General features: G+C 63.4%; 28 protein-coding genes. 4 read left to right on the top strand and 24 right to left on the bottom strand.

Annotated elements, in window-relative coordinates; genetic code table 11:
• Nucleotides 1-5: 5 nt before the first annotated feature.
• Genes arsB through PLAV_RS07300 form a run of 4 tightly spaced genes read right to left on the bottom strand, consistent with a single transcriptional unit; the run spans nt 6 to nt 2400 of the window.
• Complete coding sequence (arsB, locus tag PLAV_RS07315) at nt 6-1079, bottom strand: ACR3 family arsenite efflux transporter (protein ID WP_012110342.1); 1074 nt, start codon at nt 1077-1079, stop codon at nt 6-8.
• Nucleotides 1079-1594, bottom strand: a complete 516-nt coding sequence (locus PLAV_RS07310; RefSeq protein WP_012110341.1) for an arsenate reductase ArsC — start codon at nt 1592-1594, stop codon at nt 1079-1081. The genes arsB and PLAV_RS07310 overlap by 1 nt, the downstream gene beginning before the upstream one ends.
• Nucleotides 1595-1621: 27 nt before the next feature.
• Nucleotides 1622-2044, bottom strand: a complete 423-nt coding sequence (locus tag PLAV_RS07305; protein ID WP_012110340.1) for an ArsI/CadI family heavy metal resistance metalloenzyme — start codon at nt 2042-2044, stop codon at nt 1622-1624.
• A complete protein-coding gene (locus PLAV_RS07300; protein ID WP_245545247.1) occupies nt 2044-2400 on the bottom strand; it encodes an ArsR/SmtB family transcription factor in 357 nt (118 codons plus the stop codon). Before PLAV_RS07300 ends, PLAV_RS07305 begins: the two co-directional genes overlap by 1 nt.
• A gap of 566 nt (nt 2401-2966) precedes the next feature.
• Between PLAV_RS07300 and PLAV_RS07295 the strand changes: the two genes are divergently transcribed.
• The 3 genes from PLAV_RS07295 (at nt 2967) to PLAV_RS07285 (ending at nt 4766) form a co-directional block, all read left to right on the top strand.
• Entirely contained in the window at nt 2967-3344 is a 378-nt protein-coding gene (locus tag PLAV_RS07295) for a nuclear transport factor 2 family protein (protein WP_012110337.1), read from the top strand.
• The gene (locus tag PLAV_RS07290; protein WP_012110336.1) at nt 3341-3637 is read left to right on the top strand and encodes a putative quinol monooxygenase; all 297 of its coding nucleotides are present in this window, start codon (nt 3341-3343) and stop codon (nt 3635-3637) included. The genes PLAV_RS07295 and PLAV_RS07290 overlap by 4 nt, the downstream gene beginning before the upstream one ends.
• Before the next feature lie 592 nt (nt 3638-4229).
• Nucleotides 4230-4766 carry a hypothetical protein gene (locus PLAV_RS07285; protein ID WP_012110334.1) on the top strand — a complete coding sequence of 179 codons (537 nt, stop codon included), beginning with the start codon at nt 4230-4232 and terminating at the stop codon, nt 4764-4766.
• 274 nt (nt 4767-5040) lie between these two features.
• Here PLAV_RS07285 and PLAV_RS07280 read toward each other — a convergent pair whose 3' ends face one another.
• From PLAV_RS07280 to sdhC, 4 genes are read right to left on the bottom strand one after another with little or no spacing between them, the layout of a single operon-like run.
• Nucleotides 5041-5820, bottom strand: coding sequence for a succinate dehydrogenase iron-sulfur subunit (locus PLAV_RS07280; protein WP_012110333.1), 780 nt, complete (start codon nt 5818-5820; stop codon nt 5041-5043).
• Nucleotides 5821-5842: 22 nt separating this feature from the next.
• Complete coding sequence (gene sdhA / locus PLAV_RS07275; protein WP_012110332.1) at nt 5843-7636, bottom strand: succinate dehydrogenase flavoprotein subunit; 1794 nt, start codon at nt 7634-7636, stop codon at nt 5843-5845.
• A 28-nt stretch (nt 7637-7664) separates the two neighbouring features.
• Entirely contained in the window at nt 7665-8090 is a 426-nt protein-coding gene (sdhD, locus tag PLAV_RS07270; protein ID WP_012110331.1) for a succinate dehydrogenase, hydrophobic membrane anchor protein, read from the bottom strand.
• The gene (gene sdhC, locus PLAV_RS07265; RefSeq protein WP_012110330.1) at nt 8090-8497 is read right to left on the bottom strand and encodes a succinate dehydrogenase, cytochrome b556 subunit; all 408 of its coding nucleotides are present in this window, start codon (nt 8495-8497) and stop codon (nt 8090-8092) included. Before sdhC ends, sdhD begins: the two co-directional genes overlap by 1 nt.
• Nucleotides 8498-8622: 125 nt before the next feature.
• On the opposite strand from sdhC, the gene PLAV_RS07260 reads away from it, so the two are divergent.
• Nucleotides 8623-9264 carry a PaaI family thioesterase gene (locus PLAV_RS07260; RefSeq protein ID WP_012110329.1) on the top strand — a complete coding sequence of 214 codons (642 nt, stop codon included), beginning with the start codon at nt 8623-8625 and terminating at the stop codon, nt 9262-9264.
• Between the two features lie 3 nt (nt 9265-9267).
• Here PLAV_RS07260 and PLAV_RS07255 read toward each other — a convergent pair whose 3' ends face one another.
• The 16 genes from PLAV_RS07255 to PLAV_RS07185 form a co-directional block, all read right to left on the bottom strand.
• On the bottom strand, nt 9268-9852 hold the full coding sequence (locus PLAV_RS07255; RefSeq protein ID WP_012110328.1) for a PAS domain-containing protein: 585 nt from the start codon (nt 9850-9852) through the stop codon (nt 9268-9270).
• A 64-nt stretch (nt 9853-9916) separates the two neighbouring features.
• A complete protein-coding gene (locus PLAV_RS07250; protein ID WP_012110327.1) occupies nt 9917-10966 on the bottom strand; it encodes a MaoC family dehydratase in 1050 nt (349 codons plus the stop codon).
• The gene (locus tag PLAV_RS19635; RefSeq protein ID WP_012110326.1) at nt 10963-11130 is read right to left on the bottom strand and encodes a hypothetical protein; all 168 of its coding nucleotides are present in this window, start codon (nt 11128-11130) and stop codon (nt 10963-10965) included. The genes PLAV_RS07250 and PLAV_RS19635 overlap by 4 nt, the downstream gene beginning before the upstream one ends.
• Before the next feature lie 15 nt (nt 11131-11145).
• A complete protein-coding gene (locus PLAV_RS07245) occupies nt 11146-12042 on the bottom strand; it encodes an HpcH/HpaI aldolase/citrate lyase family protein (protein WP_012110325.1) in 897 nt (298 codons plus the stop codon).
• An 86-nt stretch (nt 12043-12128) separates the two neighbouring features.
• Nucleotides 12129-14282 carry an ammonium transporter gene (amt, locus tag PLAV_RS18805; RefSeq protein ID WP_012110324.1) on the bottom strand — a complete coding sequence of 718 codons (2154 nt, stop codon included), beginning with the start codon at nt 14280-14282 and terminating at the stop codon, nt 12129-12131.
• Nucleotides 14283-14556: 274 nt separating this feature from the next.
• The gene (locus PLAV_RS07235) at nt 14557-15579 is read right to left on the bottom strand and encodes an aspartate-semialdehyde dehydrogenase (RefSeq protein WP_041535892.1); all 1023 of its coding nucleotides are present in this window, start codon (nt 15577-15579) and stop codon (nt 14557-14559) included.
• Between the two features lie 195 nt (nt 15580-15774).
• The gene (gene leuB / locus PLAV_RS07230) at nt 15775-16881 is read right to left on the bottom strand and encodes a 3-isopropylmalate dehydrogenase (RefSeq protein WP_012110322.1); all 1107 of its coding nucleotides are present in this window, start codon (nt 16879-16881) and stop codon (nt 15775-15777) included.
• 22 nt (nt 16882-16903) lie between these two features.
• On the bottom strand, nt 16904-17509 hold the full coding sequence (gene leuD, locus PLAV_RS07225; protein WP_012110321.1) for a 3-isopropylmalate dehydratase small subunit: 606 nt from the start codon (nt 17507-17509) through the stop codon (nt 16904-16906).
• 10 nt (nt 17510-17519) lie between these two features.
• Entirely contained in the window at nt 17520-18941 is a 1422-nt protein-coding gene (leuC, locus tag PLAV_RS07220; RefSeq protein ID WP_012110320.1) for a 3-isopropylmalate dehydratase large subunit, read from the bottom strand.
• A gap of 172 nt (nt 18942-19113) precedes the next feature.
• Nucleotides 19114-19506: a 50S ribosomal protein L19 gene (gene rplS, locus PLAV_RS07215; protein ID WP_012110319.1), complete on the bottom strand. Its 393-nt coding sequence runs from the start codon at nt 19504-19506 to the stop codon at nt 19114-19116.
• Nucleotides 19507-19607: 101 nt separating this feature from the next.
• Nucleotides 19608-20315 (bottom strand): tRNA (guanosine(37)-N1)-methyltransferase TrmD, encoded by a 708-nt coding sequence (gene trmD / locus PLAV_RS07210; RefSeq protein WP_012110318.1) that lies wholly within the window; start codon nt 20313-20315, stop codon nt 19608-19610.
• Nucleotides 20312-20878 carry a ribosome maturation factor RimM gene (gene rimM / locus PLAV_RS07205; RefSeq protein WP_012110317.1) on the bottom strand — a complete coding sequence of 189 codons (567 nt, stop codon included), beginning with the start codon at nt 20876-20878 and terminating at the stop codon, nt 20312-20314. Before rimM ends, trmD begins: the two co-directional genes overlap by 4 nt.
• 21 nt (nt 20879-20899) lie before the next feature.
• Entirely contained in the window at nt 20900-21325 is a 426-nt protein-coding gene (rpsP, locus tag PLAV_RS07200) for a 30S ribosomal protein S16 (protein WP_012110316.1), read from the bottom strand.
• An 80-nt stretch (nt 21326-21405) separates the two neighbouring features.
• Complete coding sequence (gene ffh, locus PLAV_RS07195; protein ID WP_012110315.1) at nt 21406-22920, bottom strand: signal recognition particle protein; 1515 nt, start codon at nt 22918-22920, stop codon at nt 21406-21408.
• A 148-nt stretch (nt 22921-23068) separates the two neighbouring features.
• Nucleotides 23069-23548: a CinA family protein gene (locus PLAV_RS07190; protein WP_012110314.1), complete on the bottom strand. Its 480-nt coding sequence runs from the start codon at nt 23546-23548 to the stop codon at nt 23069-23071.
• On the bottom strand, nt 23536-24366 hold the full coding sequence (locus PLAV_RS07185) for a PIG-L deacetylase family protein (protein WP_012110313.1): 831 nt from the start codon (nt 24364-24366) through the stop codon (nt 23536-23538). Before PLAV_RS07185 ends, PLAV_RS07190 begins: the two co-directional genes overlap by 13 nt.
• Nucleotides 24367-24432 lie beyond the last annotated feature (66 nt).

The raw sequence follows: 24432 nt of genomic DNA, 5'->3' as shown, positions 1-24432 counted from the left end.
ACCCGTCAATCGGCCGGACGGGCAACCGGATCGGCGAACCAGCGCTCCCGCAGACGAAGCGCGACGCCGACCAGCAGGATCAGCACCGGCACCTCGACCAGCGGCCCGATGACGGTGGCGAAGGCGACCGGCGAGGCGATGCCGAAAGCGGCGATGGCGACCGCGATGGCAAGCTCGAAATTATTGCTCGCCGCCGTGAAGGAGAGCGACACCGTGCGCGGATAATCCGCGCCGAGGAACCGGCTCATCGCAAAGCTGATCAGGAACATGAGAACGAAATAGAGCGCCAGCGGCACCGCAATGCGCAAGGCATCGAGCGGCAATGCGAGCACGGCCTCCCCTTTAAGCGCAAACATGACCGCGATGGTGAAAAGGAGCGCGATCAGCGTTATCGGTCCGATGCGCGGCAGGAAGCGGTTGTCATAGGCATCGGCGCCGATCTGCGGACGAAGATAGCGCCGCGTCAGATAGCCCGCCGCGAAGGGAATGCCGAGGAAGACGAGGACGGCGCCGGCAATCGTCCAGAAGCCGACCGCGATCACCTGGCCTTCGAGACCGAAAAGCGGCGGCAGAACGGCGAGGAAGAACCAGGCATAGACGCTGAAGAAGAGAAGCTGGAAGAAACTGTTGAAGGCAACAAGCGCGGCGGCATATTCATTGCTGCCGCGCGCAAGCTGGTTCCAGACGATGACCATGGCGATGCAGCGCGCGAGGCCGATGAGAATGAGGCCGGTCATATAGGCCGGCTCGTCACGCAGGAAGAGCACCGCGAGGCCGAACATGAGGAACGGCCCGATCAGCCAGTTCTGCACCAGCGACAGCACGAGCACCTTGCGGTCCTCGAAAATGCGCGGCAATTCCTCGTAGCGCACCCGCGCGAGCGGCGGATACATCATGAGAATGAGGCCGAGCGCGATCGGGATATTGGTCGAGCCAATGGAAAGGCTTTCAAGTGCCGCAGGCACTCCTTCGAACAGGCTTCCGACAGCGACACCCGCCGCCATCGCCGCGAATATCCAGACGGTGAGATAACGATCGAGAAAGCCGAGCTGCCGCGGCGCGTCTTCCGCCGACGCCATTACGCGGCACCTGCATGAATTCTGCCGAGATCCACAAGCTGCTTCTGGAGCGACAGCTTGTCGAGCGAACGGAGCGGCAGGTTGGTGAAGATGTCGATCCGCGCGCGGATCTGCCGGAAGACATCGAGGAAGACGGCGCGCTTCTCGGTCTCGCTTCCCTCGAAGGCGGCAGGGTCCGGAAAGGGCCAGTGCGCCGTCATCGGCTGTCCCGGCCAGATGGGGCAGACTTCACCCGCGGCGTTGTCGCAGACGGTGAACACGAAATCCATCTTCGGCGCACCGGGCACGGCGAACTCATCCCAGGATTTGGAACGCAGTCCTTCGGTCGAAAGCTTGGCCGTCGTCAGAACGTCGATGGCATAGGGATTGACCGTGCCGCCGGGATGACTGCCGGCGCTCCAGGCTTTGAACGGCCGGCCGGGAAGCGAATTCAGATAGGCTTCCGCCATGATGCTGCGCGCTGAGTTTCCGGTGCACAGGAAAAGGACGTTGTAGGTTTCGGCCGGCGCGTTCATGTCGTTTTCTCCGTATACGAAGTTACGTCAGCAGCAGGCGCTGAGAGGCTTTTCTTCGACCTTCACCTCGGGGCCGGTGCCGAATTCTTCCATCTGGTGCATGGTGAAGAAGGCTTCCCAGCGCACGCCGTCGGGATCGGCGGTCCAGCTTTTTTCCGACTTGTGATAGCAGCAGGTGGTGACGCCTTCAGGCAGGTAAGGCGCTTCCGCCTGCTTCAGGCGATCGAAGATCGGCGCCAGTTCTTCCTGTTCGTCGACCTGAATACCCGCATGGGAAAAGCCTTTTTCGCCCGATAGCGACTCCACGACGAAGTTGACGCGCGGATCGTCGAGCATCCATTTCGCATAGCCAGGACGCGTGACCGAGGGCTCCTCGCCGAACAGCGTTGAGTAGAAGGCAATGGACTTTTCCAGATCCTCGACACCGAAGCTCACATGCAGACGTTTCATCAGACGCACTCCTTCCGGGTTGAATTTACGGGCGTGACGGCGCAGGGGGACAAGGTGCCGCAAGCGCCCTGGCAGCAATCGTCGAGCAGGAAACCGGTGAGGCCCAGCATCGCGTCGAGATTGACCGTGTAGAGAATGGAGCGTCCCTCGCGCCGCGAAGCGACCAAGCCCGCATGGGACAACTCCTTGAGATGAAAGGACAAAGTGGCCGGCGCGACGCCCAGCGCCTCGGCAATCTCGCCCGCGGCGAGCCCGCCCTCGCCTGCGACCGGCGACTGGGCGCGCACAAGGGCGCGAAAAATCGACAGGCGCGTCTCCTGCGCGAGGGCTGACAAGGCGGCGATTGCGGCTTCCATTTCCATATTTCGATAACTATCAAAATGATATTCGGCTGTCAAGCGGGCATGACCGGAAGCCGGTTTCCGGCCGACTGTCATCGAACTGTCACCGAACCGTCATGAAGGCTTTTGGGGGATCGCGCTTCGGCACCGGCGGGGAGCGCGACGGCATTTACCCCCCGGGGGATCCCCGCCGCCCGGCTCAAAAGGCGGGGATAAGGGGCGCGCGCGCAAGAGACCGGAGCGGGAAGAAACCGGCGGGGACAAGTTTTTTCGAGAAAAAGCGACGGAAAAGAAATCCCCCGCCGTTTGAAGCTTCGGATGGGGAGGAAGATCTCCCCCTCCACTCCACTGGACTCCCCGGCGTCAGCATCCCTCAGCTGCCGACGCCACGGCCAGCACTGCCCCCTCCCCCCTCGGGCGGTGCGGGCCGGCTTCTTTCATCCGTATAAAGACTAATTTGACCGGCGGAACCGCCTTCCGCCGTCAGCCCACCGTCAGTCAGACCCCTATCGTCATCCCGATAGCGCGCCTCGATCCCGTGCTCTAACATGCCGCTTCCATGCAAAAGCAGGAGAGGCGCCATGCCGGACCGCGAACGGGTTCTCGATTTCATCGCCTGTGTGAAGGCGGGAAAATTCGTGGAAGCGATCGAACGCTTCTATACCGGGGACGCGACGATGCAGGAAAACGCACACCCGCCGCGCGGCGGCCGCGACGCGCTGGCGAAGAGCGAGCGCAAGGTGCTTGAAACGAGCAGGATCGTCACAAGGGAGGCGGACTGGTTTCTCGTGGACGGGGACCGGTCGGTCGTGAACTGGGTCTTCGAGATCACCGGGCCGGACGGAAAGACAAGAGTGATGAACGAGATGGCCTGCCAGGACTGGCAGGGCGACCTGATCCACCGCGAACGCTTTTACTACGATCCCGCTTCCGTGACCGAAGCGGGAGAGAAACCATGATCGTCATTACCGGCGCGGCGAAGATTCCGGCGGCGAACCGCGAGGCCTTCCGCCCCGTCGCCGAACGGCAGGTGCGGCTCTCGCGCGCCGAGCCCGGCAACCTCTCCTACAGCTATTACGAAGACCAGATGGAGCCGGGACGCTTTTTCTTTTACGAGGAATGGAAGGACCGCGCCGCCGTCGACTTCCATTTCGCGCAGAGCTATTGCCATGAATTCATGGAAGCGGCGCGGCGGCTGGCGGAGGCGGCGCCGGAAATCTCGATACATGAAGTTGTGGTGAAGGAAGGGTAAAGCGGAGTGGGGATGCGCAGCACAACGCCTCTATCCCACCCTCCCCTTGGGGGAGGGTCGAAAAACTCGAGCATCGCGAGGGTTTTTCGGGGCGGGGTCGCGGCGCCGCGTCGGCGAACCGGCTATCGATTGCATGTATGGCCTCTTCGGCGACCCCGCCCCAAACGGTCTTCGACCGTTTGACCCTCCCCTTGGGGGAGGGTGGCAGAGACGATCCGGTTCCTCCGTTCACCGAACATTCAGAGATCGAGGCGCAGGGTGTTGCTCATGCCGGCGATGGACGGCATTCCGATACAGGGCAAGGCCCCGGCTGCGCAAACCGCCCCGGCACATCCTCCGCCCACACAAAACCCGGCCCCACCATCGGCGGCCGGGTTTTCTTTTGCGCTCCGCGCGGGGCACATCCTCCGCCCACACAAAACCCGGTCCCACCATCGGCGGCCGGGTTTTCTTTTGCGCTCCGCGCGGGGCACATCCTCCGCCCACACAAAACCCGGCTCCGCCATCGGCAGCCGGGTTTCTTTTTGCGCCGATACGAAAGCTGCTTCGCTCTCTATAGTGAGCCGCACCTCGCGCTTATCGGAGAGACATCATGAAAATCGGTCAGGTCCTTTCCATCTCCGCCGCCCTGCTGCTCGGCGGCTGCTTCATTTCGGCGGAGGATCTCATCAAGCCCGCCGATGCCGATTACCCGATTGCGGACGGGACGCGCCTCGTGCTTCACGAGCTGGACGAGACGGGCGCGCGCACCGGCGCGACGGAGGAGGAGACGCGTATCACGCGGGACGGCGATCTCTATCTCATGACCACGGGCGAGGACGGAAAGATCTTCGCCGGCCTCATGAAGGAAATCGCGCCGGACCTCTATGCCGTGCAGGCGCGCGAGGCGGATTCGCCGGAAGGCAATCTCTATGCGCTGGTCGAACGCGACGGCGCGAACTGGCGGCGCTGGAGCATGATCTGCCCGGACTTTGTGAGCATGGCGGAGGAAAAAGGCGTGGCGCTGTCGGAGATGGGCGTGACACTCGATTCCAGCGACTGCGTGGTCGAGGACTTCGCAAGCTTGAAGACGGCGCTGATGTTTGCCTATGAGAACGGGAAGCCTGATGCGGAGTATGTGGCGGAGTGAGGATCGCCGTCCTTTCCGCGCCGCCTTCTCCTCACCACCTTCTCCTCAAATGTCATCCCGGCGGAAGCCGGGATCCATCTGAATCGGCCACGCGCCTTGATGCCCATGGGCCCGGGCTTTCGCCGGGGTGACAATTTTGTTTTGGCGGGTGCACCGGCAAACGAGAGGGTGCCCCCTCACCCTTCCCACCTGCGCGGCTGACGCCGCGCAGCCGGGCCCCTTCCCTCTCCCCTGACGGGGCGAGGGAGAGCGTCGGCATCGAACGGTGGTAAACTTAAGCCTGACGCTCCACCATCATCTTCTTGATCTCCGCGATGGCCTTGGCGGGGTTGAGGCCCTTGGGGCAGGTTTTCGCGCAGTTCATGATGGTGTGGCAGCGATAGAGGCGGAAGGGGTCTTCCAGCTCGTCGAGGCGTTCGCCGGTGGCTTCGTCGCGGCTGTCGATCAGCCAGCGATAGGCCTGCAGGAGCGCGGCGGGGCCGAGATAGCGGTCGCCGTTCCACCAATAAGAGGGGCAGGAGGTCGAGCAGCAGGCGCAGAGAATGCACTCATAAAGACCGTCGAGCTTTTCGCGGTCTTCGTGGCTCTGGCGCCATTCCTTTTCGGGCTCGGCCGATTTCGTCTGCAGCCAGGGCTCGATAAAGGCGTGCTGCGCGTAGAAATTCGTCAGGTCCGGCACGAGGTCCTTGATGACCGGCATGTGCGGCAGCGGATAGATCTTCACGTCGCCCTTGCACTCGTCGATACCCTTGGTGCAGGCGAGCGTGTTGGCGCCGTCGATATTCATGGCGCAGGAACCGCAGATGCCTTCGCGGCAGGAGCGGCGGAAGGTCAACGTCTGGTCGATCTCGTTCTTGATCTTGATGAGGGCGTCCAAGACCATCGGCCCGCATTTGTCGAGATCGACTTCATAGGTGTCGATGCGCGGGTTCGCGGTGTCGTCCGGCGACCAGCGATAGACGCGGAAACGCTTGACGTTCTTCGTGCCCGGCGCGGCCTTGAAGGTTTCGCCTTCCGTGACCTTGGAATTCTTCGGCAGTGTCAACTGGACCATGATCTAGACCCTCATGCGCGGTTTAATACACGCGCGCCTTTGGCTTGATGTATTCGATGTCGTTGGAAAGCGTGTAGGCATGGACGGGGCGGTAGTCGAGCGAGGCCTTGCCGCTTTGATCGTCCACCCAGCAGAGCGTGTGCTTCATCCAGTTCGCGTCGTCGCGCTCCGGGAAATCCTCGCGCGCATGGGCGCCACGGCTTTCCTGGCGGTTGACCGCGCCTTCGACGGTGGCGACGGCCTGGACGATGAGATTGTCGAATTCCAGCGTCTCGATGAGATCGGAATTCCAGATCAGCGAGCGGTCGGAGACGCGGATATCCGGGATCGCCGCGTGAACATCGGCGACGCGCTTCTGACCGGAGACGAGCGTTTCGCCGGTGCGGAAGACGGCGACGTCTTCCTGCATGGCGCGCTGCATGCGCAGACGAAGCTCGGACGTCGGCGTGTCGCCCTTGGCATTGCGGTACTTGTCGAGGCGCGCGACGGCGTTGTCGCCCGCGCCCTTGGCGAGTTCCGGCTGGCGCTGGCCGGGCTCGACCAGCTCGGCGGCGCGAAGGCCGGCCGCGCGGCCGAAGACCACGAGGTCGATCAGCGAATTGGAGCCGAGGCGATTTGCGCCATGGACCGAGACGCAGGCCGCTTCGCCGATGGCCATGAGGCCGGGCACGACCGTATCCGGGTTGCCGTTCTTCAGCGTCAGCACTTCGCCGTGGAAGTTGGTCGGGATGCCGCCCATGTTGTAATGGACGGTCGGCAGGACCGGGATCGGCTCCTTCGTGACATCGACGCCCGCGAAAATGCGCGCGGATTCCGAAATGCCGGGCAGGCGCTCGTGAAGGATCGCCGGATCGAGATGGTCGAGATGGAGATGGATATGGTCCTTCTCCGCGCCGACGCCCCGGCCTTCGCGGATTTCGACCGTCATCGAACGCGAAACAACGTCGCGCGACGCAAGGTCCTTCGCGGAAGGCGCATAACGCTCCATGAAGCGTTCGCCTTCGGAATTGGTGAGATAGCCGCCCTCGCCGCGCGCGCCCTCGGTGATGAGGCAGCCGGCGCCGTAAATGCCGGTCGGATGGAACTGCACGAACTCCATGTCCTGAAGCGGCAGGCCGGCGCGCAGCACCATCGCATTGCCGTCGCCCGTGCAGGTATGCGCCGAGGTGGCCGAGAAATAGGCGCGGCCATAGCCGCCCGTCGCGAGCACGACAAGCGAGGCGCGGAAACGGTGGATTTCGCCCGTCGCCATGTCGAGCGCGACGACGCCACGGCAGGCGCCCTCGGCATCCATGATGAGGTCGATGGCGAAATATTCGATGTAGAACTCGGCCTTGTGGCGGACGGACTGGCCATAAAGCGTGTGCAGGATGGCGTGGCCCGTGCGGTCGGCGGCGGCGCAGGTGCGCTGCGCGATGCCTTCGCCGAAATTCGTCGTCATGCCGCCGAAGGGACGCTGATAGATCTTGCCTTCCTCGGTGCGGGAGAAGGGCACGCCGAAATGCTCAAGCTCGTAAACGGCTTCGGGCGCCTGGCGGCAGAGATATTCGATCGCATCCTGGTCGCCGAGCCAGTCGGAGCCCTTGACCGTGTCGTACATGTGCCAGCGCCAGTCGTCCGGCCCCATATTGCCGAGCGAGGCGGAGATGCCGCCCTGCGCCGCGACTGTGTGGCTGCGGGTCGGGAACACCTTGGTGATGTTCGCCGTGCGCAACCCCTTTTCGACGCAGCCAAGCGTGGCGCGAAGCCCCGCGCCGCCGGCGCCGACAACGACGACGTCGAAGGTGTGATCGATGAACTGGTAGCTGGCCGTCATGGGCGATCTCTCGACGCTTGAAGGAAAGTCAGGAACCGAAGGCGAGCTTCAGCACCGCATAGAGGCAGGCAAGGCCGACGCCATAGGAGAAGAAGGTGTTGGCGAGGATGCTGAGATGCTTGAGCCCGGGGGCGATCACATAATCCTCGATCACGATCTGCATGCCGATGCGCATATGGATGATGGCGGCGACGATGAGGCAGAGCGCGAGGATGCCGACAAGCGGATTGGCGAGCCAGCTCCGCGCCGTCTCGTAATCGGCGCCGGTAAGCGCGACGAGGAGCACGAGGAAAAAGAGCGAGAGCGGCGCAATGGCGACAGCGGTGAGACGCTGGCGGATGTGATCCTGCGTGCCGGATTTCGCCGACCCGAGATGAAGCACGCGGGCAAGCGGTGTGCGCATGTCGTTTGCGGGCTTCGTTGCGGCGGACGCCGTCTTGTGAGTGTCGGCCATCAGAGCACCCCCCGCATGGAAAGGGCGGCAAACCAGACCGCGACAGTGGCCAGGAGGGCGGCGATGGTGGCGGCCCAGCTGATGATATCGGCGCTGCGCGGCGAGGTAGCGACAATCGCGTCCCACAGGAGATAGCGCAGACCGCCGAAAAGATGATGCAGCAGCGCCCAGGTGAAGCCGAAGAGAACGAGCTGGCCGATCCACGAACCGGCAACCGCCTGGAAGGTGGCATAGGCTTCAGGCCCCGTCGCGGCCGCGACCAGCCACCAGGCGACAAGCGCCGTGCCGGCATAAAGCCCCATGCCGGTGAAGCGATGGATGATCGACATCGCCATGGTGATCGTGACGCGATAGATCTGCAGGTGCGGTGAGAGAGGCCGCGATACGGCCTGTCGCTGTTCAGCCATCCGAAAGTCCCCGTCAGGGCCAGCAAGAAAATCGGCGGGCGCGAACGGCCCGCGTGTTCCCGTTGTTTATCGCGCGGGGGCCGCAATGGCAAATACCCTGACGCTGTCATGGAGACCGGAAGCACATGCGTCCGCGCAAACCGCTTTGCGCGCCGGAGGGACGCGGGAGAGGCGCGGAAACGCTGGGGCAAGGCGACGCCGCGCAACAGGCTTTGCGCGATGTTGAGAAGCTTTCGCAACTTGCGCCTGACATGCTGGGCAAAACAGGAGCAAGCCCGATGCATGAAACCGATTCCCGCCGCCCGGAGAGCCCGCCGGGCGGACTGCCCGGAGGCGAAACACCGCTGGAGCGCGCCACCCGCGTGCTGACCTCGCAGCCCTTTTCCCTGCTGGTGGGGGCGAAGGTCGGACATGTGGAACGGGGCCGCGCGGAACTGATGCTGGAGAACCGGCCGGAGCTCACCCAGAACAATGGCTATATCCATGGCGGCGTGATCGGCTATCTCGCCGACAATGCGAGCGGCTGCGCGGCCTCGACCATGCTGCCGGAAGGCGCGGTGAGCCTCGTCACCTCGGAATACAAGCTGAACCTCGTACGCCCGGCCATCGGCCGCCGCGCCATTTCGCGCGGCGAGGTGGTGAAGGCGGGGCGGCGGCAATGCGTCGTCGAGGCACGCGTTTATTGCGAGACGGATGCCGGCGAGGAAAAGCTCGTCGCCATCGCGCTGGCGACGCTTGCCTACATCTATCCGGGAGAGAGGGGCTGAACGTCAGGCCGGAGGGAAGCTCACATCGATGCCGGGCACACCATGGCCGATATCGAGCCAGTGCCAGACTTCCGCATGTTCGAGCCGGTCGACATTCGGCAGATCGACGCTCGCCTGCTCGAAATTCACATAGATGACGATCTGGTCGGCGGCGCCGCCATGCCGGGAGATCGGCAGGATCGTGTATTCGTAGATCTGCGTTGCGCCGCCGGAGATTTTCGCCGGCGTGCATTGCCAGAGCCCGCAGGGCAGGTCGAGACAGGCGATGACGCAATCATAAGCGAGGCGGCTGATGGCGGGATCGACCAGCGTCAGATAATCGATGCCGGTGAGGTCCTGGCCGAAAAAATCGAAAAAGCCGGAACCGACGAGCCGGAAAGGCAGGGCGGGCGTCTCGCGGTTCGGCTCGATGACGGCGAACCAGCGGGCGAATTGCGCGAACCGCTTGAGCTCGATGGCGCTGCGCGGGGGAACGGCCTTGCCGCCGCGCGCGAGGTCCCATCTTTCCTCGAAGGCGACGCTGTCCGGCGAACGCAGCAAAGCGCCCGGCGCCGGTGACTGAAAACCGCTTGTATCCGATGCAAGCATGATGGCCCTGCCCGATTTCGGCCGAGTGTAGAAACGGCTGCTAAACAAAGTATGAAAACGCACCCTAACGGCGCGGCATCAACGCCCAATAATCGAGATCGAGGATAACGCCTTCATCATAGCCCTTGTCCTTCGGGCCGGGGAAGCCGGAACAGGGAAGATCTTTCGTGGCAATGGTGCGGATGCGCAAGGCGCCGAGATCGTCGCGGGTCTTGAGCGGCGCCTTGGCGAGCACTTCCGACCAGGCAAAGACCGTGTCGCCGCCGAAACAGGGCGCGACATGGCGGCCGCCATTGATGGCGGCAATTAAAACCGCATTGCCGAGCCCGTTGAAGGAGAGCGCCCGGGCGAGCGAAATGACATGGCCGCCATAGATGAGGCGGCGGCCGAAGCGCCCCTTGCCTTCCGTATACTGATTGAAATGCACCTTGGCGGTATTCTGATAGAGGCGCGTCGCCATCATGTGTTCGGCTTCCTCGATGGTGACGCCGTCGACATGGTCGATCTTTTCGCCGGGCTCATAATCGTCCCAGAGATGAGGCGAGCCGGAGGCAACGGTGTCGAAACCCTTGAAGCTCGTCTTTTCGGGCGCGATGAGATGCTGCGGCTCGACCGCTTCCGGCAGATGCGGCACATCGGCTTCGGGCGCGGGATGCGCCTTGTCGCGCTTTCTCACCATCACCCAGCGCACATAATCGAGCACGGTCTCGCCACGCTGGTTGCGCCCCGTGGATCGGACATAGACGGTGCCCGTCTCGCCGTTTGAATTTTCCTTCAGCCCGATCACTTTCGATTCTGTCGACAGCGTATCGCCGGGAAAGACGGGCTTGTGGAACCTGCAATCGGCATAGCCGAGATTGGCAACGGCATTGAGCGAGATGTCGGGCACCGTCTTGCCGAAGACGATGTGGAAGGCGAGGAAATCATCGGCGGGCGCGGCGGCATAGCCGGCCTTGCGCGCAACCTCCGCCGAGGACTGAAGCGAGAAGCGCGACCCGAACAGCGCCTGATAAAGCGCGGTATCGCCCTCGCTCACCGTGCGCGGCGTGGCGTGGTGCAGCACCTGCCCGACCTTGAAATCCTCGAAGAAATTCCCGGCATTCGTCTTGGTCATTTCCCGTCCTTCTTTTTCCGCCACTGATCGATACCGATGGCCATCGCCAGGCCGATGCCGATCCCCATGCCGATACCGACGCCGAGATCATCCATCCGAAGGCCGATGATGGTCCCGAGGCCGAGATCGATTGCGATACCGGACCCGATGGTACTGCCGTTCATGCCTCTGCCTCCCTGTCAGGATGCCGCTTCAAGCTCCCTGATCGCATCCGCGATGGCGACGGTGCGCTTCGCGATTTCGGCATGCAGTATCTCGACCATCTTGCCATCGACCTTGAGCACGCCCTTGCCCTTGTTTTCCGGCTGCTCGAACGCCTCGATGGTTTTCCGCGCGAAGTCGACCGTCTCCGGGTCCGGCGAGAAGATGGTGTTGCAAGGCCCGACCTGGGAGGGATGAATGAGCGTCTTGCCGTCGAAACCCATGTCGCGGCCATGCTCGCAGATGGCGGCGAAGCCTTCATCGTTCTTGATGTCGTTATAGACGCCGTCGAGAATGACGAGGCCATAGGCGCGCGCGGCGAGAAGCGCGAGACCGAGCGAGGCCAGCATGGGCACGCGGTCCGGCGTATGCGCGGCGCGAAGCTCCTTCGCGATGTCGTTCGTGCCCATGACCCAGACGCACATGCGGGAGCCCGGCTCGCGCGCCTTCTGCGCGATCGACTGGATGTTGAGCATGGCGAGCGGTGTCTCGATCATGCACCAGAGCTGGACGCGGCCGAGCGCGCCCGCATCCGAGAGCGCATTTTCGGCGCGTTCGACATCGGCGGCGGAATTGATTTTCGGAACAAGGATCGCATCCGGCCCCGCGGCGACGGCGGCCTTGATGTCGTCGAGCCCCCAGGGCGTATCGAGCGCGTTTACGCGGATGATGATCTCACGCTTGCCATAACCGCCAAGCTTGACCGCCGCGCAGACCTGGTTGCGCGCTTCTTCCTTGGCATCGGGCGCGACCGCGTCTTCAAGGTCGAGGATCAGCGCGTCGGCCGGAATTTCCCTCGCTTTTTCGAGCGCGCGGCCATTCGAGCCGGGCATATAGAGAACGCTGCGGCGCGGGCGGGCGGCAAGGTCGGCCATGGGAAAATCTCCGTTCGCGGGGATCGAGATGCGAAGCGGACACTAAATCGGTTTTGCAGCCGATGGAATTGCTATGTGAGCCGAAATCACGCGATCCGGCGGACGGCGGTCTGCAACACGCGGGAATAAGGCATGCGGATGGTGATGGTCGTGCCTTCGCCGGGCTCGGACTCGATGACGAGCGAAGCGCCATGGAGCCGCGCCAGCGCCCGCGTCAGCGGCAGGCCGAGGCCGGTGCCTTCGGTCGAATAGACATTGCTGTCCTTGCCGATCTGGCGGAAGGGCTCGAGCGCGATCGGAATATCCTTCTTGCTCATGCCGACGCCGGTATCGGCGACGCGGAAGGCCATGCGGCCGTCCGGCTCCATGAAGGCGCCGAGCTGGATGAGCCCGCCCTTCGGGGTGAATTTCACGGCATTGGAAACGAGATTGAGCACGATCTGCCTGAGCGCGCGCTTGTCGGCCATGAGAAGCGGCAATTCATCCTCGACCGTGACCTTGAGCGCGACGCCCGCCTCGTCGGCGCGGTGGCGCATCATCCGCTCGCAGCTCGCAACGACGTCCATCACATCGAGTTCTTCCTCGTAAAGCTCGTAGCGGTCGGCCTCGATCTTGGAGAGGTCGAGAATGTCGTTGATGAGACTGAGGAGATGGCTCGACGATTTGTGGATGTCGCCGACATAATCCTTGTAGCGTTCATTCTCTATCGGCCCGAACAACTCGCCATTCATCACTTCGGAGAAGCCGATAATGGCGTTGAGCGGCGTGCGGAGCTCGTGGCTCATATTGGCGAGGAATTGCGACTTGGAGGCGTTGGCAAGCTCCGCCACGTCGCGCGCGTCGCGCAGATCGTTCGCCGTCTGCTCGCGCTTTCGCACCTCGCTGTTGAATTTGTCGAGCACCAGATTGTAGCGTGTCGCCATTTCGCCGGCTTCGGTGAAGGGCTCGACATGGACGGGCTTCGAGAAATCGCCGCGCGAGGCCTGCGCCTCCATGGCGCCCAGCACATCGAGCAGGGCGGACGAGGCGCCATGCTCCACGACATTGAGGCCGATACGCTCCGCATCCGCCGAGACGCGCAGCGACAGGAAACGGTTGACGATGGTGAGGACAACGAAGGCGACGCCGAAGGCGAAAACGCCGGCCGCGAGAACGCCTTGCGCCTGTACCAGGAACTGGTCGAAACGGGAATGGCCGTTCGGGAACAGGGAGACATCGCCGAAAAGCGCGACGGCGAGCGTGCCCCAGATGCCGGCGGCGAGATGCACCGGCACGGCATCGACCGCATCGTCGATATGAAGCCGCTCCAGAAGCTCGCTCGCGAGGAAGCAGACGATGCCGCCGCCGATACCGATGAGAACTGCGGTGTTCATGTCGACGATATGGCAATTGGCGGTGATGGCGACGAGGCCTGCGAGAATGCCGTTCAGCGTGTGCTGCACATCGGGGAGGCCGGAGCGCGCCCAGCTCAGGCCCATGACCGCGACGCCGCCGGCAGCGGCCGCCAGCATGGTGTGGACGAGGATATAGGGAACGGAGGTGTTGAGCGCCAGCGTGGAGCCGCCATTGAAGCCGAACCAGCCGATCCACAAGAGGAACATGCCGAGCGTGGCCATCGGCATGTCATGCGGCTCGATGCGCCGCCCGCCCGGACCGAAGCGGCCGATGCGCGGACCGATGACGAGAATGGCCGCAAGCGCGATCCAGCCGCCGATACTGTGGACAACGGTGGAGCCCGCGAAATCGATGAAACCCTTGAGCTCCAGCCAGCCCGCCGCCTCGCCGGAAAGGACGCCGCCCCAGGCCCAATGGCCGAATACCGGATAGATCAGCATGCTGAGTACGGCAGCGGTGATGAGATAGCCGTGGAAATTCATCCGCTCCGCCACCGCGCCCGCGACGATGGTCGTCGAGGTCGAGCAGAAGGCGAGCTGGAAGAAGAAGAAGACCATGACCCAGGCAAGCTCGGGCGAGGCGCCGGCGCTCGGGCCGTTGAAGGCGAAATTCGTGCTGCCGAAAAAGCCGCCAATGCTGAAGCCGAACATGAGACCAAAGCCGACAAGCCAGAAGCCGAGGCCCGCGACGCAGAAATCCATCACATTCTTGACGGCGACGTTGATCGAGTTCTTTGCCCTGACGAGACCGGATTCAAGACAGGTGAAACCGGCCTGCATGAGGATCACGAGGATCGTACAGATCAGAACCCAGATGGTGTCGATGGATTGCGCAGCACTGCCCACTTTTCAGCCCCGATAGCTTGACGCGACCAAGGGACTATCAAGGTGAGAGGTTAATTTTTTAGCAGTCGGAAAAGCTGCAAGGCGCACAAATGCAAGGGATTTCCTGCCCATATTTTATGCATGACTTATCGGAAGGTTAACGGCGCGGAGCAAAAATCAGTAAACGGATCAATCCTCCCGGAAAGACCGAGGGCGAAAAAATGCAACGCCGGCGCATTCTCATGCGCCGGCGGGTATTGGTTTGCCGTTCTTCTCATTCGCGAAGGGGCGAGGGTCAGGCCGCCTTTTTCAGGTAGCGCGCGCCCAGAATTTCGGCAATCTGGACCGCATTGAGCGCCGCGCCCTTGCGCAGATTGTCCGACACGACCCAGATATTGAGGCCGTTTTCGACGGTCGGATCGACGCGGATGCGGCTGATATAGGTCGCATAATCGCCGACGCATTCGATGGGCGTGACATAGCCGCCATCCTCATGCTTGTCGACGACGAGGCAGCCCGGCGCCTCGCGCAATATCTCGCGCGCCTCCTCATCCGAGATCGGCCGCTCGAACTCGATATTGATCGCTTCCGAATGACCGACAAAGACGGGCACGCGGACGCAGGTGGCCGTCACCTTGATCTTCGGGTCGAGAATCTTCTTCGTCTCGACCGTCATTTTCCATTCTTCCTTCGTCTGCCCATCCTCCATGAAATCGTCGATATGGGGGATGACGTTGAAGGCGATCTGCTTGGTGAAGTTCTCGTTGACCAGCGCGTCATTGACGAAGATCGCGCGCGTCTGCGTGAAGAGCTCGTCCATCGCCTCCTTGCCCGCGCCGGACACCGACTGATAGGTCGAGACGACGACGCGGCGGATGCCGGCGGCATCATGCAGCGGCTTCAGCGCCACGACCATCTGCGCCGTCGAGCAATTCGGATTGGCGATGATGTTCTTCTTCGTGTAACCGGCGATGGCGGCCGCGTTCACTTCCGGCACGATCAGCGGCACATCCGCATCCATGCGCCAGCGCGACGAATTGTCGATGACGACGCAGCCCTTTGCCGCGATCTTCGGCGCCCATTCGGCGGACATGGCGCCCGTCGTCGCCATCAGGCAGATATCGGTGCCTTTGAAATCATAGGTGTCGAGCGTCTTCACCTTGAGCGTGCGGTCGCCATAGGAGACTTCCGTGCCCTGGCTGCGGCGCGACGCCAGCGCCACGACCTCATCCGCCGGAAACGCGCGCTCGGCGAGAATGCTCAGCATCTCCTGCCCCACATTGCCCGTGGCGCCGAGAACGGCAATCTTGTAGCCCATGAGTGTTTCTCCTCGGCTCTTTGCCTTATGCGTCATGACCCGCTTTATGCGGGTCATCCACGTCTTCCTTCAATGAACGTCGCCAAAGACGTGGATGGCCCGGACAAGCCGGGCCATGACGGCTTGGGGAAGTGATCTAATCTCGAAGGTCTCCCCGGCGAGTGCAGCGAGCGGAGAACCCCGGGATTTTCTCGTCTATCCGTTCAGTTTCGCGAGGGCGGCGAGGATGGCGTCGCCCATTTCCTTTGTGCCGACTTTCTTCATGCCCGGCTGCATGATGTCGCCGGTGCGGAGCCCGTCGGCGAGCACCTTGTCGACCGCTTTTTCGAGCAGGTCGGCATCGGCGCCGAGCTCGAACGTGTAACGAAGCGCCATGGCGAAGCTGAGGATCGAGGCGATGGGATTGGCCGCGCCCGTGCCCGCGATGTCGGGCGCGGAGCCATGCACCGGCTCATACATGGCGCAGGCCTTGCCGCTCGCATCCTTCGCGCCGAGCGAGGCGGAAGGCAGCATGCCGAGCGAGCCCGTGAGCATGGAGGCGATGTCGGAGAGGACGTCGCCGAAGAGATTGTCGGTGACGATCACGTCGAACTGCTTCGGATTGCGCACGAGCTGCATGGCGCAATTGTCGGCCAGCATGTGCTCGAGCTTCACGTCGGAGAACTTCTCACCGTGGAGCGTCTTCACTTCCTCGTACCAGAGGACGCCGGACTTCATCACGTTGCGCTTCTCGACCGACATGACGCGATTGTCGCGCTTCTTCGCGAGATCGAAGGCGACTTCCGCAATACGGCGGATTTCGCTCGTCGTATAGACCTGCGTGTCGACGCCGCGCCGCTCGCCATTGCCGAGATCGGTGATTTCCTTCGGCTCGCCGAAATAGACGCCGCCGGTGAGCTCGCGCACGATCATGATGTCGAGGCCCTCGACGATCTCGCGCTTCAGCGAGGATGCGTCCGCGAGCGCCGCGAAGCAGAGCGCGGGACGAAGGTTCGCGAAGAGTTCGAGATCCTTGCGCAGCCGCAGCAGGCCGGCTTCCGGGCGGCCCTCGTAAGGCACGTTATCCCATTTCGGCCCGCCCACCGCGCCGAGCATGACGGCATCCGCGCGCTTCGCCTTCTCGACCGTCTCGTCCGTCACCGCGACGCCATGCGCGTCGTAGCAGCAGCCGCCGACAAGCTCGTTTTCGATCTTCGCGTCGAACTTGCGATTGTCGTTGAACCAGCCGATCACGCGCTCGACTTCGCCCATGACTTCCGGGCCGATGCCGTCGCCGGCGACGATGAGGATGTTTCTTGTCATTTACTTTTCTTCGCTTCGAGGGTCAGAGCCAGGGCTGCGTTTCTTCGAGTTTCTTTTCGAAGGTGGCGATCTCCGCTTCCTTCTGGAGCGTCAGGCCGACGCCGTCGAGGCCGTTCAGCATGCAATGTTTGCGGAAGGGATCGACGTCGAACTTGATGACGCCGCCATCCGGACCCCGGATCTCCTGAGCTTCGAGATCGACGGTGATGATCGCGTTCGAGCCGCGCTCCGCATCGTCCATCAGCTTGTCGACTTCTTCCTGCGGCAGGACGATGGGGAGAATGCCGTTCTGGAAACAGTTGTTGTAGAAAATGTCGGCGAAGCTCGGTGCGATCACGCAGCGGATGCCGAAATCGAGCAGCGCCCAGGGCGCATGTTCGCGGCTCGAACCGCAGCCGAAATTCTCGCCGGTGACGAGAATCTGCGCGTTCCGGTAAGCCGGCTTGTTCAGCACGAAATCCGGAATCTCGTTGCCATTATCGTCATAGCGCATCTCGTCGAAGAGGTTCTTGCCGAGCCCCGTGCGCTTGATCGTCTTCAGGAACTGCTTCGGGATGATCATGTCGGTATCGACATTGATGATCGGCAGCGGCGCCGCGACGCCCGTCAACTTGTTGAACTTGTCCATCTACGTTTCCTCAGTTCCCGAATTCGCGCACATCGGTGAAATGGCCTTCGATCGCCGCCGCGACCGCCATGGCGGGCGAGACGAGATGCGTGCGTCCGCCGCGGCCCTGGCGGCCTTCGAAGTTGCGGTTGGATGTCGACGCACAGCGTTCACCGGGCGCGAGCTTGTCGGCGTTCATCGCAAGGCACATGGAGCAGCCGGGCTCGCGCCACTCAAAGCCCGCTTCGAGGAATATCTTGTCGAGACCTTCCTTCTCCGCCTGCTCCTTCACGAGGCCGGAACCGGGCACGACCATCGCATTGACGGTCGAGGCAACCTTGCGGCCCGCCTTGATCGCCTTTTCGGCGATGACGGCGGCGGCGCGCAGGTCTTCGATACGGCCGTTCGTGCAGGAGCCGATGAAGACGCGGTCGATCTTCACTTCATTGATCGGCGTGCCGGGCGTGAGGCCCATATAGTCGAGCGCACGCTGCATCGATTTCGCATGCGACGGGTCTGCCACGTCCTTCGGATCGGGAATGCGATCCGTGATCTTGATGACGTTTTCCGGGCTCGTGCCCCAGGTGATGAGCGGCGGCAGGTTGGCGATGTCGATGGTGATTTCCTTGTCGAACTTCGCATCGGGGTCGGAAGGCAGCGTCTTCCAGTACTCGACCGCCATTTCCCACGCCTTACCCTTGGGCGCGCGCGGGCGGCCTTCGAGATAGGCATAGGTCTTGTCGTCCGGCGCGATGAGGCCGGCGCGGGCGCCGCCTTCGATCGTCATGTTGCAGACGGTCATGCGGCCTTCCATGGAAAGGTCGCGGATCGCTTCGCCCGCATATTCGATGACATAGCCGGTGCCGCCCGCCGTGCCGATTTCGCCGATGATGGCGAGTACGATGTCTTTCGCGGTGAAGCCTTCGGGCGCCTTGCCGACCACATTGATCCGCATGTTCTTCGCTTTGGACTGGATCAGCGTCTGGGTCGCGAGCACATGCTCGACCTCGGACGTGCCGATGCCATGCGCCAGCGCGCCGAAGGCGCCATGCGTGGAGGTGTGGCTGTCGCCGCAGACGATGGTGGTGCCGGGCAGCGTGAAGCCCTGTTCCGGCCCGACGATATGCACGATGCCCTGGCGAATGTCGGACATCTGGAGATATTCGACGCCGAAATCCTGCGCGTTATGTTCGAGCGTCTCGACCTGGATGCGGCTTTCCTCATCCGCGATGCCCTTGGAGCGGTCGGTCGTCGGCACGTTGTGGTCGGCGACGGCGAGCGTCTTCTGCGGCGCGTGGACCTGGCGCTTCGCCATGCGCAGGCCCTCGAAGGCCTGCGGGCTCGTCACTTCATGCACCAGATGCCTGTCGATATAGAGGAGGCCCGTGCCGTCCTCAGCCATCTCGACCAGATGGGCATCCCAGATTTTGTCGTACATGGTACGGGGTGCCATTTTCTCTATCCTCCTTCGGGCCCTCACCGGCGATCCATCGCCGAAAGCAGTCCCGTCACTTGCCTATTCTGTTCAGATAAATATCGCCGGAGCCCCATAACGGAAAAAGCGGGCCCGGGCGCTTTGGCGCCCTGCCCGCTTTTCGAACCAGTCTCCGCGGATGCGGACGAAATCAGGCTGCGCCGGTCTCTTGGCTGCGGGTCTTGTCCTGCTTTTTCTCGGTAATTCGGGCGGCCTTACCGCGCAGACCGCGCAGGTAATAAAGCTTGGCGCGACGAACGCGGCCCTTGCGGACGACCTTGATCGAGTCGACAAGCGGGCTGTAGAGCGGGAATACGCGCTCGACGCCTTCGCCGTAGGAAATCTTGCGAACCGTGAAGTTCTCGTTGATGCCGCCGCCAGCGCGCGCAATGCAGACGCCTTCATAGGCCTGCAGGCGCTCGCGCGTGCCTTCAACCACCTTCACATTGACCTGCAGCGTGTCGCCGGGTGCGAAATCGGGGATGGTCTTGCCGCCCGTAAGCGTTGCCATCTGCTCCTGGTCGATCTGCTCGATGATATTCATGGGTCTCAACCTCGATATGAAGGCGCTCCGGGCTCATATGGGACGATCCCGCCCGGGAAGCGCGCTTCCGTAACACAATTATCGCGCAATGGCGACTGTCTTTAGGTCCGTCCCTTGAGAAATTTCTCCCAAAGGTCCGGCCGTCTTTGCCTTGTCGTCTCTTCCGCCCGCTCCCGGCGCCATGCCTTAACCTTTGCATGGTCGCCAGAGGTCAAAACCGGCGGAATCTCGCGGTCCTCGAAGCTCTGGGGCCGCGTATAATGCGGGTATTCAAGAAGCCCGCTCTCGAAACTCTCGTCTTCGCCCGACGCTTCCTTGCCCATTACCCCCGGCAACAGCCGGATAACGGCATCGAGAAGCGCCAGAGCCGCCGGTTCCCCGCCCGAAAGGACGAAATCCCCGAGGCTGATCTCTTCCATCTGGCGGGCCTCTATGACCCGCTGGTCGAGCCCCTCGAAGCGGCCGCAGAGAAGCGCCACCCCCGGACCCGCCGCCAGCTCCCGGACGCGGGCCTGCGTGAGCGGCCGCCCCCTCGGGCTCAGATAGATCAGCGGCCTCGGATCGCCCTGAGGGTGAACCGCATCGACCGCCGCCGCCACGACATCGGCCCGCATCACCATGCCGGGCCCGCCGCCCGCGGGCGTATCGTCCACGGAGCGGTGCTTATCGCGCGCGAACCCGCGAATGTCCACCGCCTCCAGCCGCCAGAGCCCGGCTTCGAGCGCCCTGCCCGCCAGCGAAACGCCGAGCGGCCCCGGAAACATCTCCGGGAAGAGCGTCAGGACGCTTGCCGACCATGCGCCAGTCATTCGCCCCGCTCCGCTTCAGCATCGTCCCCGAACGTGCCGGCCGGCGGATCGATCACGACCCGCCCGCCCGCAATATCGACTTCGGGGACGTTCTCGTCCGTGAAGCCCATCAGAACCGTCTGGCCGCCCTCGGCCGGCGCGATCTCGAGGAGGTCGCCCGCCCCGAAATTCTCGACCCCGGCGATCCGGCCATAATCCCGGCCATCCAGGCCCACCGCGCGAAGCCCGATGAGGTCGGCATAATACCAGCCCTCCTCATCGCCGCTCGCCCGGGGCAGGCGCTCGCGGGGCACGTAAAGCTCCGTACCCCTGAGCGCGGCCGCCACGTCGCGGTCGTCCACCCCTTCGAGCTTGCAGATGACGAGATCCTTCGCCATCCCCTTCAGCGAAATCGCAAAGGAGGTCGCGCCATCCTTCGTCTCGACCGGCCCATAAGCCGCGACGCCTTCCGGCATCTCGGTATAGGGCTTCACGCGGACAAGTCCGCGCACGCCATGCGCGCCGGTGACGACGCCAAGACAGACTTTCTTATCCTGCCCGTCTCTATCCGGCGTGGGGGCCATCGGCGCGATGCGCAAGCGAAATTACGCCTGCGCCTCTTCGGCAGGAGCCTCGGCAGCGGGCGCTTCCTCGGCGGGCGCCTCGGCAGCGGCCTTCGCGGCTGCGGCGGCTTCTTCTTCCGCCATGCGAGCGGCTTCGAGACGCTCCTGCGCCTTCGCCTTCGGCTTCGACTTTTCCGGGTTGCTGCGCGCCTTGCGCGTGTAGACGCCGGCATCGTCGAGGAAGCGGGCAACACGGTCGGTCGGCAGCGCGCCGACGGAGAGCCAATGCTTCGCGCGTTCGATATCTACCTTGATGCGTTCCGCATTGTCCTTCGGCAGGAGCGGATTGAACGTGCCGATCTTCTCGATGAAGCGGCCGTCGCGGGGCGAACGCGTATCAGCGATCACGACGCGGTAGAAGGGCCGCTTCTTGGCGCCGCCACGAGCGAGCCGGATTTTCAGAGCCATCTTGTCTTACCTTTCAAGTGATCCGGCGAGATGCCGGCAAACCAGTTAATCCGTATGCGAACCATGCCCGCAGGCAGGGTTCATTTCTTTTTCTTGCCGGACGGCAGGCCGGGCAAACCCGGCAGACCGCCCCCGAAACCGGAACCCGGCAGGCCGGGCAATCCGCCGCCGAGCCCGCGCGGAAGCCCGCCGGGCGGCAGCATTTTCTGCAGCGCCTTCGGATCCGCCGCCATCTCTGGCGGCATCTCCGGCGCGCCGCCGCCGAAAAGCTTGCTCAACATGCCGCCCTTCTGGCGGCCCATCGCCTTCATCATGTCCGCCATCTGGCGATGCATCTTCAGCAGGCGGTTGATTTCCTGAACCTCGGTGCCGGAGCCGCGCGCGATGCGCTTCTTGCGGCTTGCATTCAGCACTTTCGGGTTGCGGCGCTCTTCCTTCGTCATCGAGGAAATGATCGCGCCCTGGCGCTTCACCACCTTGTCGTCCATATGCGCCTGCGCGGCCTGCATCTGCGCCTTGCCGACGCCGGGCAGGAGGCCGAGAACGCCCTTCATGCCGCCCATGCGGCCCATCTGCGCGAGCTGCTCGGCCATGTCATCGAGGTCGAACTGGCCTTTGCGCATGCGCTCGGCCATCTTGTTCGCCTTGTCGGCGTCGATGGTTTCGGCGGCTTTCTCGACAAGGCTGACGACGTCGCCCATGCCGAGGATGCGTCCGGCGACACGGTCGGCGCGGAAATCCTCCAGCGCGTCCATTTTTTCGCCGGTGCCGAGAAGCTTGATCGGCACGCCCGTGACCGCACGCATCGAAAGCGCGGCGCCGCCGCGTCCGTCGCCATCGACGCGCGTCAGCACGATGCCGGTGACGCCGATGCGGGCATTGAACTGCTCGGCGACATTGACGGCATCCTGGCCGGTCAGGCTGTCTGCGACGAGCAGCGTCTCGTGCGGATTGGCGGCATCGCGCACCTGCGCGACTTCCGCCATCAGGTCTTCGTCGATATGGATACGGCCCGCCGTGTCGAGCATCAGCACATCGAAGCCGCCGAGACGGGCAGCCTCGACCGCGCGCTTCGCGATCTGCACCGGCTGCTGACCGGCAACGATCGGCAGCGTCGCGACGCCGGCCTGCTCGCCGAGAATCTTCAACTGTTCCTGCGCGGCGGGACGGCGCGTGTCGAGCGACGCCATCATGATGCGGCGCTTGTCGCGCGTGGTCATGCGCTTGGCGATCTTCGCCGTCGAGGTGGTTTTGCCCGAACCCTGCAGGCCCACCATCATGATGACGACAGGGGCGGCGGCGCGAAGCGAGATCGACGTATCGGCCTCGGCACCGCCCAGCATTTCCACCAGTTCGTCATGGACGATCTTGATGACCTGCTGGCCGGGCGTGACCGACTTCAGGACCTCATGCCCGATGGCGCGCGCCCGCACCTTGTCGATGAAGGATTTGGCGACAGGCAGCGCGACGTCGGCCTCGAGCAGCGCCCGGCGCACTTCGCGCATGGCCTCGTCCACGTCCTTCTCGCTCAGGGCGCCGCGGCCCTTGAGCTTGGAAAGAACGTCGCCGAGGCGGCCTGTCAGGTTTTCGAACACGTGAAGTCCAAGTCCTTGTAACGCAAAGCAAAAACGCTTCCGCGAGCGAATATCGCCGGCGGAAGTTGACCCGGGCTCAATGCCTCGGGCGGGTCGGGGCGCAACAATGTCCCGAAAATCGTGGGCGGAACCTAGGGGCGGAGAGGCTTCAAGTCAATGATTTCAGCAACAATTTGAGCGCCGCCTCGCCGAAGGCGCGCATATTGGCGGCGCGGTCGGCGGAGCCGGTACTGACCGTGATCGAGGCGGGGTGCGGCCCTGCAAGGCCTATGACCGCCGTGCCGGGCCCGGGGCCATAGGGCGAACCTGAAGGGCCGGAAGCGCCCATTTCCGCCAGTGCCCAGGTGGAGCCGAGCTTGCCGCGCACGACATCGGCCATCGCCGCCACATAAGGCTCGGTCAAGGGCTTCACATCCGGCGCGGGCGGGCCCTTCAGGTCGTAAAGCGCCTTGGCCGCACCGCGCGTATAGATGATGGTGGACCCCAGATAGAAGGCCGAGGCGCCCGGCTGCGCGACCAGCGCCGCCGAGACGAGCCCGCCCATGGACGATTCCGACAGTGCCAGCGTTTCGCCGCGCTTTTTGAGCAGTTCCGCGACTTCCGCCGCGAGCGGGATCAATTTTTCCATTGGCCGGTCTCCAGGTCGCGCACGGCGTAAAATTCCTTGTCCCAGATCGCGTAGAGGAGCCGCGTCGGCATCTTGTAGGCCTTCGCGACATAATCCGCCTGCGCCGCATGGATCTGCCAGCCACGTATCTTGGAAGCCGTATTGCCGGGCGTCGAATGGGTGGGCAGCGGCTGGTTTTCTGCGACGAACTTGCCGGTCCGGCGGCCGAGCTTCAGCAGCGAGCGCCGGGGGATGAGCGGATAGGCGACGAAACGGGGCGAGGGCCCGCCCTCGGCCTTTAGCCTTTCGATGGCCTGTTCGGCGACCAGACCCATCCTCATGTGATCCTTGTGGCTGGTGGCGCCGCTGGCGGGCCAGAAGGCGACGACGAGGTCCGGCCGGTACCGCTTCATGGCGTCCGTGACCCGGGCCACAAGCTCGTCGACCGGAATGTCCGGCACACCGCCATCCGGATAATCCCAGACTTCCTGTTCGTCGATGCCGAGCGCAAAGCCGTTTTTCAGCGCCTCGGCCTTGCGGATGATGCCGAGTTCGGACTGGCGGCAGACGACGGGGGACTGGGTGCCTGCATCGCCCGGCGTCGCCGTCACCATGGCGAGATAGGCGCCTTCCGCCTTGGCGGAGGTGAGGAGCCCGTTGATGAGCTGCTCATCGTCCGGATGGGCGAAAACGGCGAGAACCCGGCTCGCACCGAGAGCACCCGCCACCGAGGGCACGCGCCGTGCGGCGGGATCGTCGAACAGATGGCGGAAATAGAAAAGCGCGGTCGCCGCCGCCAGCGCCGCCAGCAGCAGCAAAATCCCCAAAATCTCCAGCATCGCCCCCTCCCTCTCCCGGTTTTTCCCCAATCTACTGGCATAAGGGGACGAAAAGCGCCATATATC

Origin of the sequence: Parvibaculum lavamentivorans DS-1, from assembly GCF_000017565.1 — a bacterium.
GTDB lineage: Bacteria > Pseudomonadota > Alphaproteobacteria > Parvibaculales > Parvibaculaceae > Parvibaculum > Parvibaculum lavamentivorans.
This window is presented reverse-complemented; position numbering and strand designations above follow the sequence as displayed.

Excerpts from the sequence above, each read along its gene's own strand:
- arsB (WP_012110342.1), bottom strand. The coding sequence starts at position 1,079 with ATGGCGTCGGCGGAAGACGCGCCGCGGCAGCTCGGCTTTCTCGATCGT.
- PLAV_RS07310 (WP_012110341.1), bottom strand. The coding sequence starts at position 1,594 with ATGAACGCGCCGGCCGAAACCTACAACGTCCTTTTCCTGTGCACCGGA.
- PLAV_RS07305 (WP_012110340.1), bottom strand. The coding sequence starts at position 2,044 with ATGAAACGTCTGCATGTGAGCTTCGGTGTCGAGGATCTGGAAAAGTCC.
- PLAV_RS07300 (WP_245545247.1), bottom strand. The coding sequence starts at position 2,400 with ATGGAAGCCGCAATCGCCGCCTTGTCAGCCCTCGCGCAGGAGACGCGC.
- PLAV_RS07295 (WP_012110337.1), top strand. The coding sequence starts at position 2,967 with ATGCCGGACCGCGAACGGGTTCTCGATTTCATCGCCTGTGTGAAGGCG.
- PLAV_RS07290 (WP_012110336.1), top strand. The coding sequence starts at position 3,341 with ATGATCGTCATTACCGGCGCGGCGAAGATTCCGGCGGCGAACCGCGAG.
- PLAV_RS07285 (WP_012110334.1), top strand. The coding sequence starts at position 4,230 with ATGAAAATCGGTCAGGTCCTTTCCATCTCCGCCGCCCTGCTGCTCGGC.
- PLAV_RS07280 (WP_012110333.1), bottom strand. The coding sequence starts at position 5,820 with ATGGTCCAGTTGACACTGCCGAAGAATTCCAAGGTCACGGAAGGCGAA.
- sdhA (WP_012110332.1), bottom strand. The coding sequence starts at position 7,636 with ATGACGGCCAGCTACCAGTTCATCGATCACACCTTCGACGTCGTCGTT.
- sdhD (WP_012110331.1), bottom strand. The coding sequence starts at position 8,090 with ATGGCCGACACTCACAAGACGGCGTCCGCCGCAACGAAGCCCGCAAAC.
- sdhC (WP_012110330.1), bottom strand. The coding sequence starts at position 8,497 with ATGGCTGAACAGCGACAGGCCGTATCGCGGCCTCTCTCACCGCACCTG.
- PLAV_RS07260 (WP_012110329.1), top strand. The coding sequence starts at position 8,623 with ATGCGTCCGCGCAAACCGCTTTGCGCGCCGGAGGGACGCGGGAGAGGC.
- PLAV_RS07255 (WP_012110328.1), bottom strand. The coding sequence starts at position 9,852 with ATGCTTGCATCGGATACAAGCGGTTTTCAGTCACCGGCGCCGGGCGCT.
- PLAV_RS07250 (WP_012110327.1), bottom strand. The coding sequence starts at position 10,966 with ATGACCAAGACGAATGCCGGGAATTTCTTCGAGGATTTCAAGGTCGGG.
- PLAV_RS19635 (WP_012110326.1), bottom strand. The coding sequence starts at position 11,130 with ATGAACGGCAGTACCATCGGGTCCGGTATCGCAATCGATCTCGGCCTC.
- PLAV_RS07245 (WP_012110325.1), bottom strand. The coding sequence starts at position 12,042 with ATGGCCGACCTTGCCGCCCGCCCGCGCCGCAGCGTTCTCTATATGCCC.
- PLAV_RS07235 (WP_041535892.1), bottom strand. The coding sequence starts at position 15,579 with ATGGGCTACAAGATTGCCGTTCTCGGCGCCACGGGCAATGTGGGGCAG.
- leuB (WP_012110322.1), bottom strand. The coding sequence starts at position 16,881 with ATGACAAGAAACATCCTCATCGTCGCCGGCGACGGCATCGGCCCGGAA.
- leuD (WP_012110321.1), bottom strand. The coding sequence starts at position 17,509 with ATGGACAAGTTCAACAAGTTGACGGGCGTCGCGGCGCCGCTGCCGATC.
- leuC (WP_012110320.1), bottom strand. The coding sequence starts at position 18,941 with ATGGCACCCCGTACCATGTACGACAAAATCTGGGATGCCCATCTGGTC.
- rplS (WP_012110319.1), bottom strand. The coding sequence starts at position 19,506 with ATGAATATCATCGAGCAGATCGACCAGGAGCAGATGGCAACGCTTACG.
- trmD (WP_012110318.1), bottom strand. The coding sequence starts at position 20,315 with ATGACTGGCGCATGGTCGGCAAGCGTCCTGACGCTCTTCCCGGAGATG.
- rimM (WP_012110317.1), bottom strand. The coding sequence starts at position 20,878 with ATGGCCCCCACGCCGGATAGAGACGGGCAGGATAAGAAAGTCTGTCTT.
- rpsP (WP_012110316.1), bottom strand. The coding sequence starts at position 21,325 with ATGGCTCTGAAAATCCGGCTCGCTCGTGGCGGCGCCAAGAAGCGGCCC.
- PLAV_RS07190 (WP_012110314.1), bottom strand. The coding sequence starts at position 23,548 with ATGGAAAAATTGATCCCGCTCGCGGCGGAAGTCGCGGAACTGCTCAAA.
- PLAV_RS07185 (WP_012110313.1), bottom strand. The coding sequence starts at position 24,366 with ATGCTGGAGATTTTGGGGATTTTGCTGCTGCTGGCGGCGCTGGCGGCG.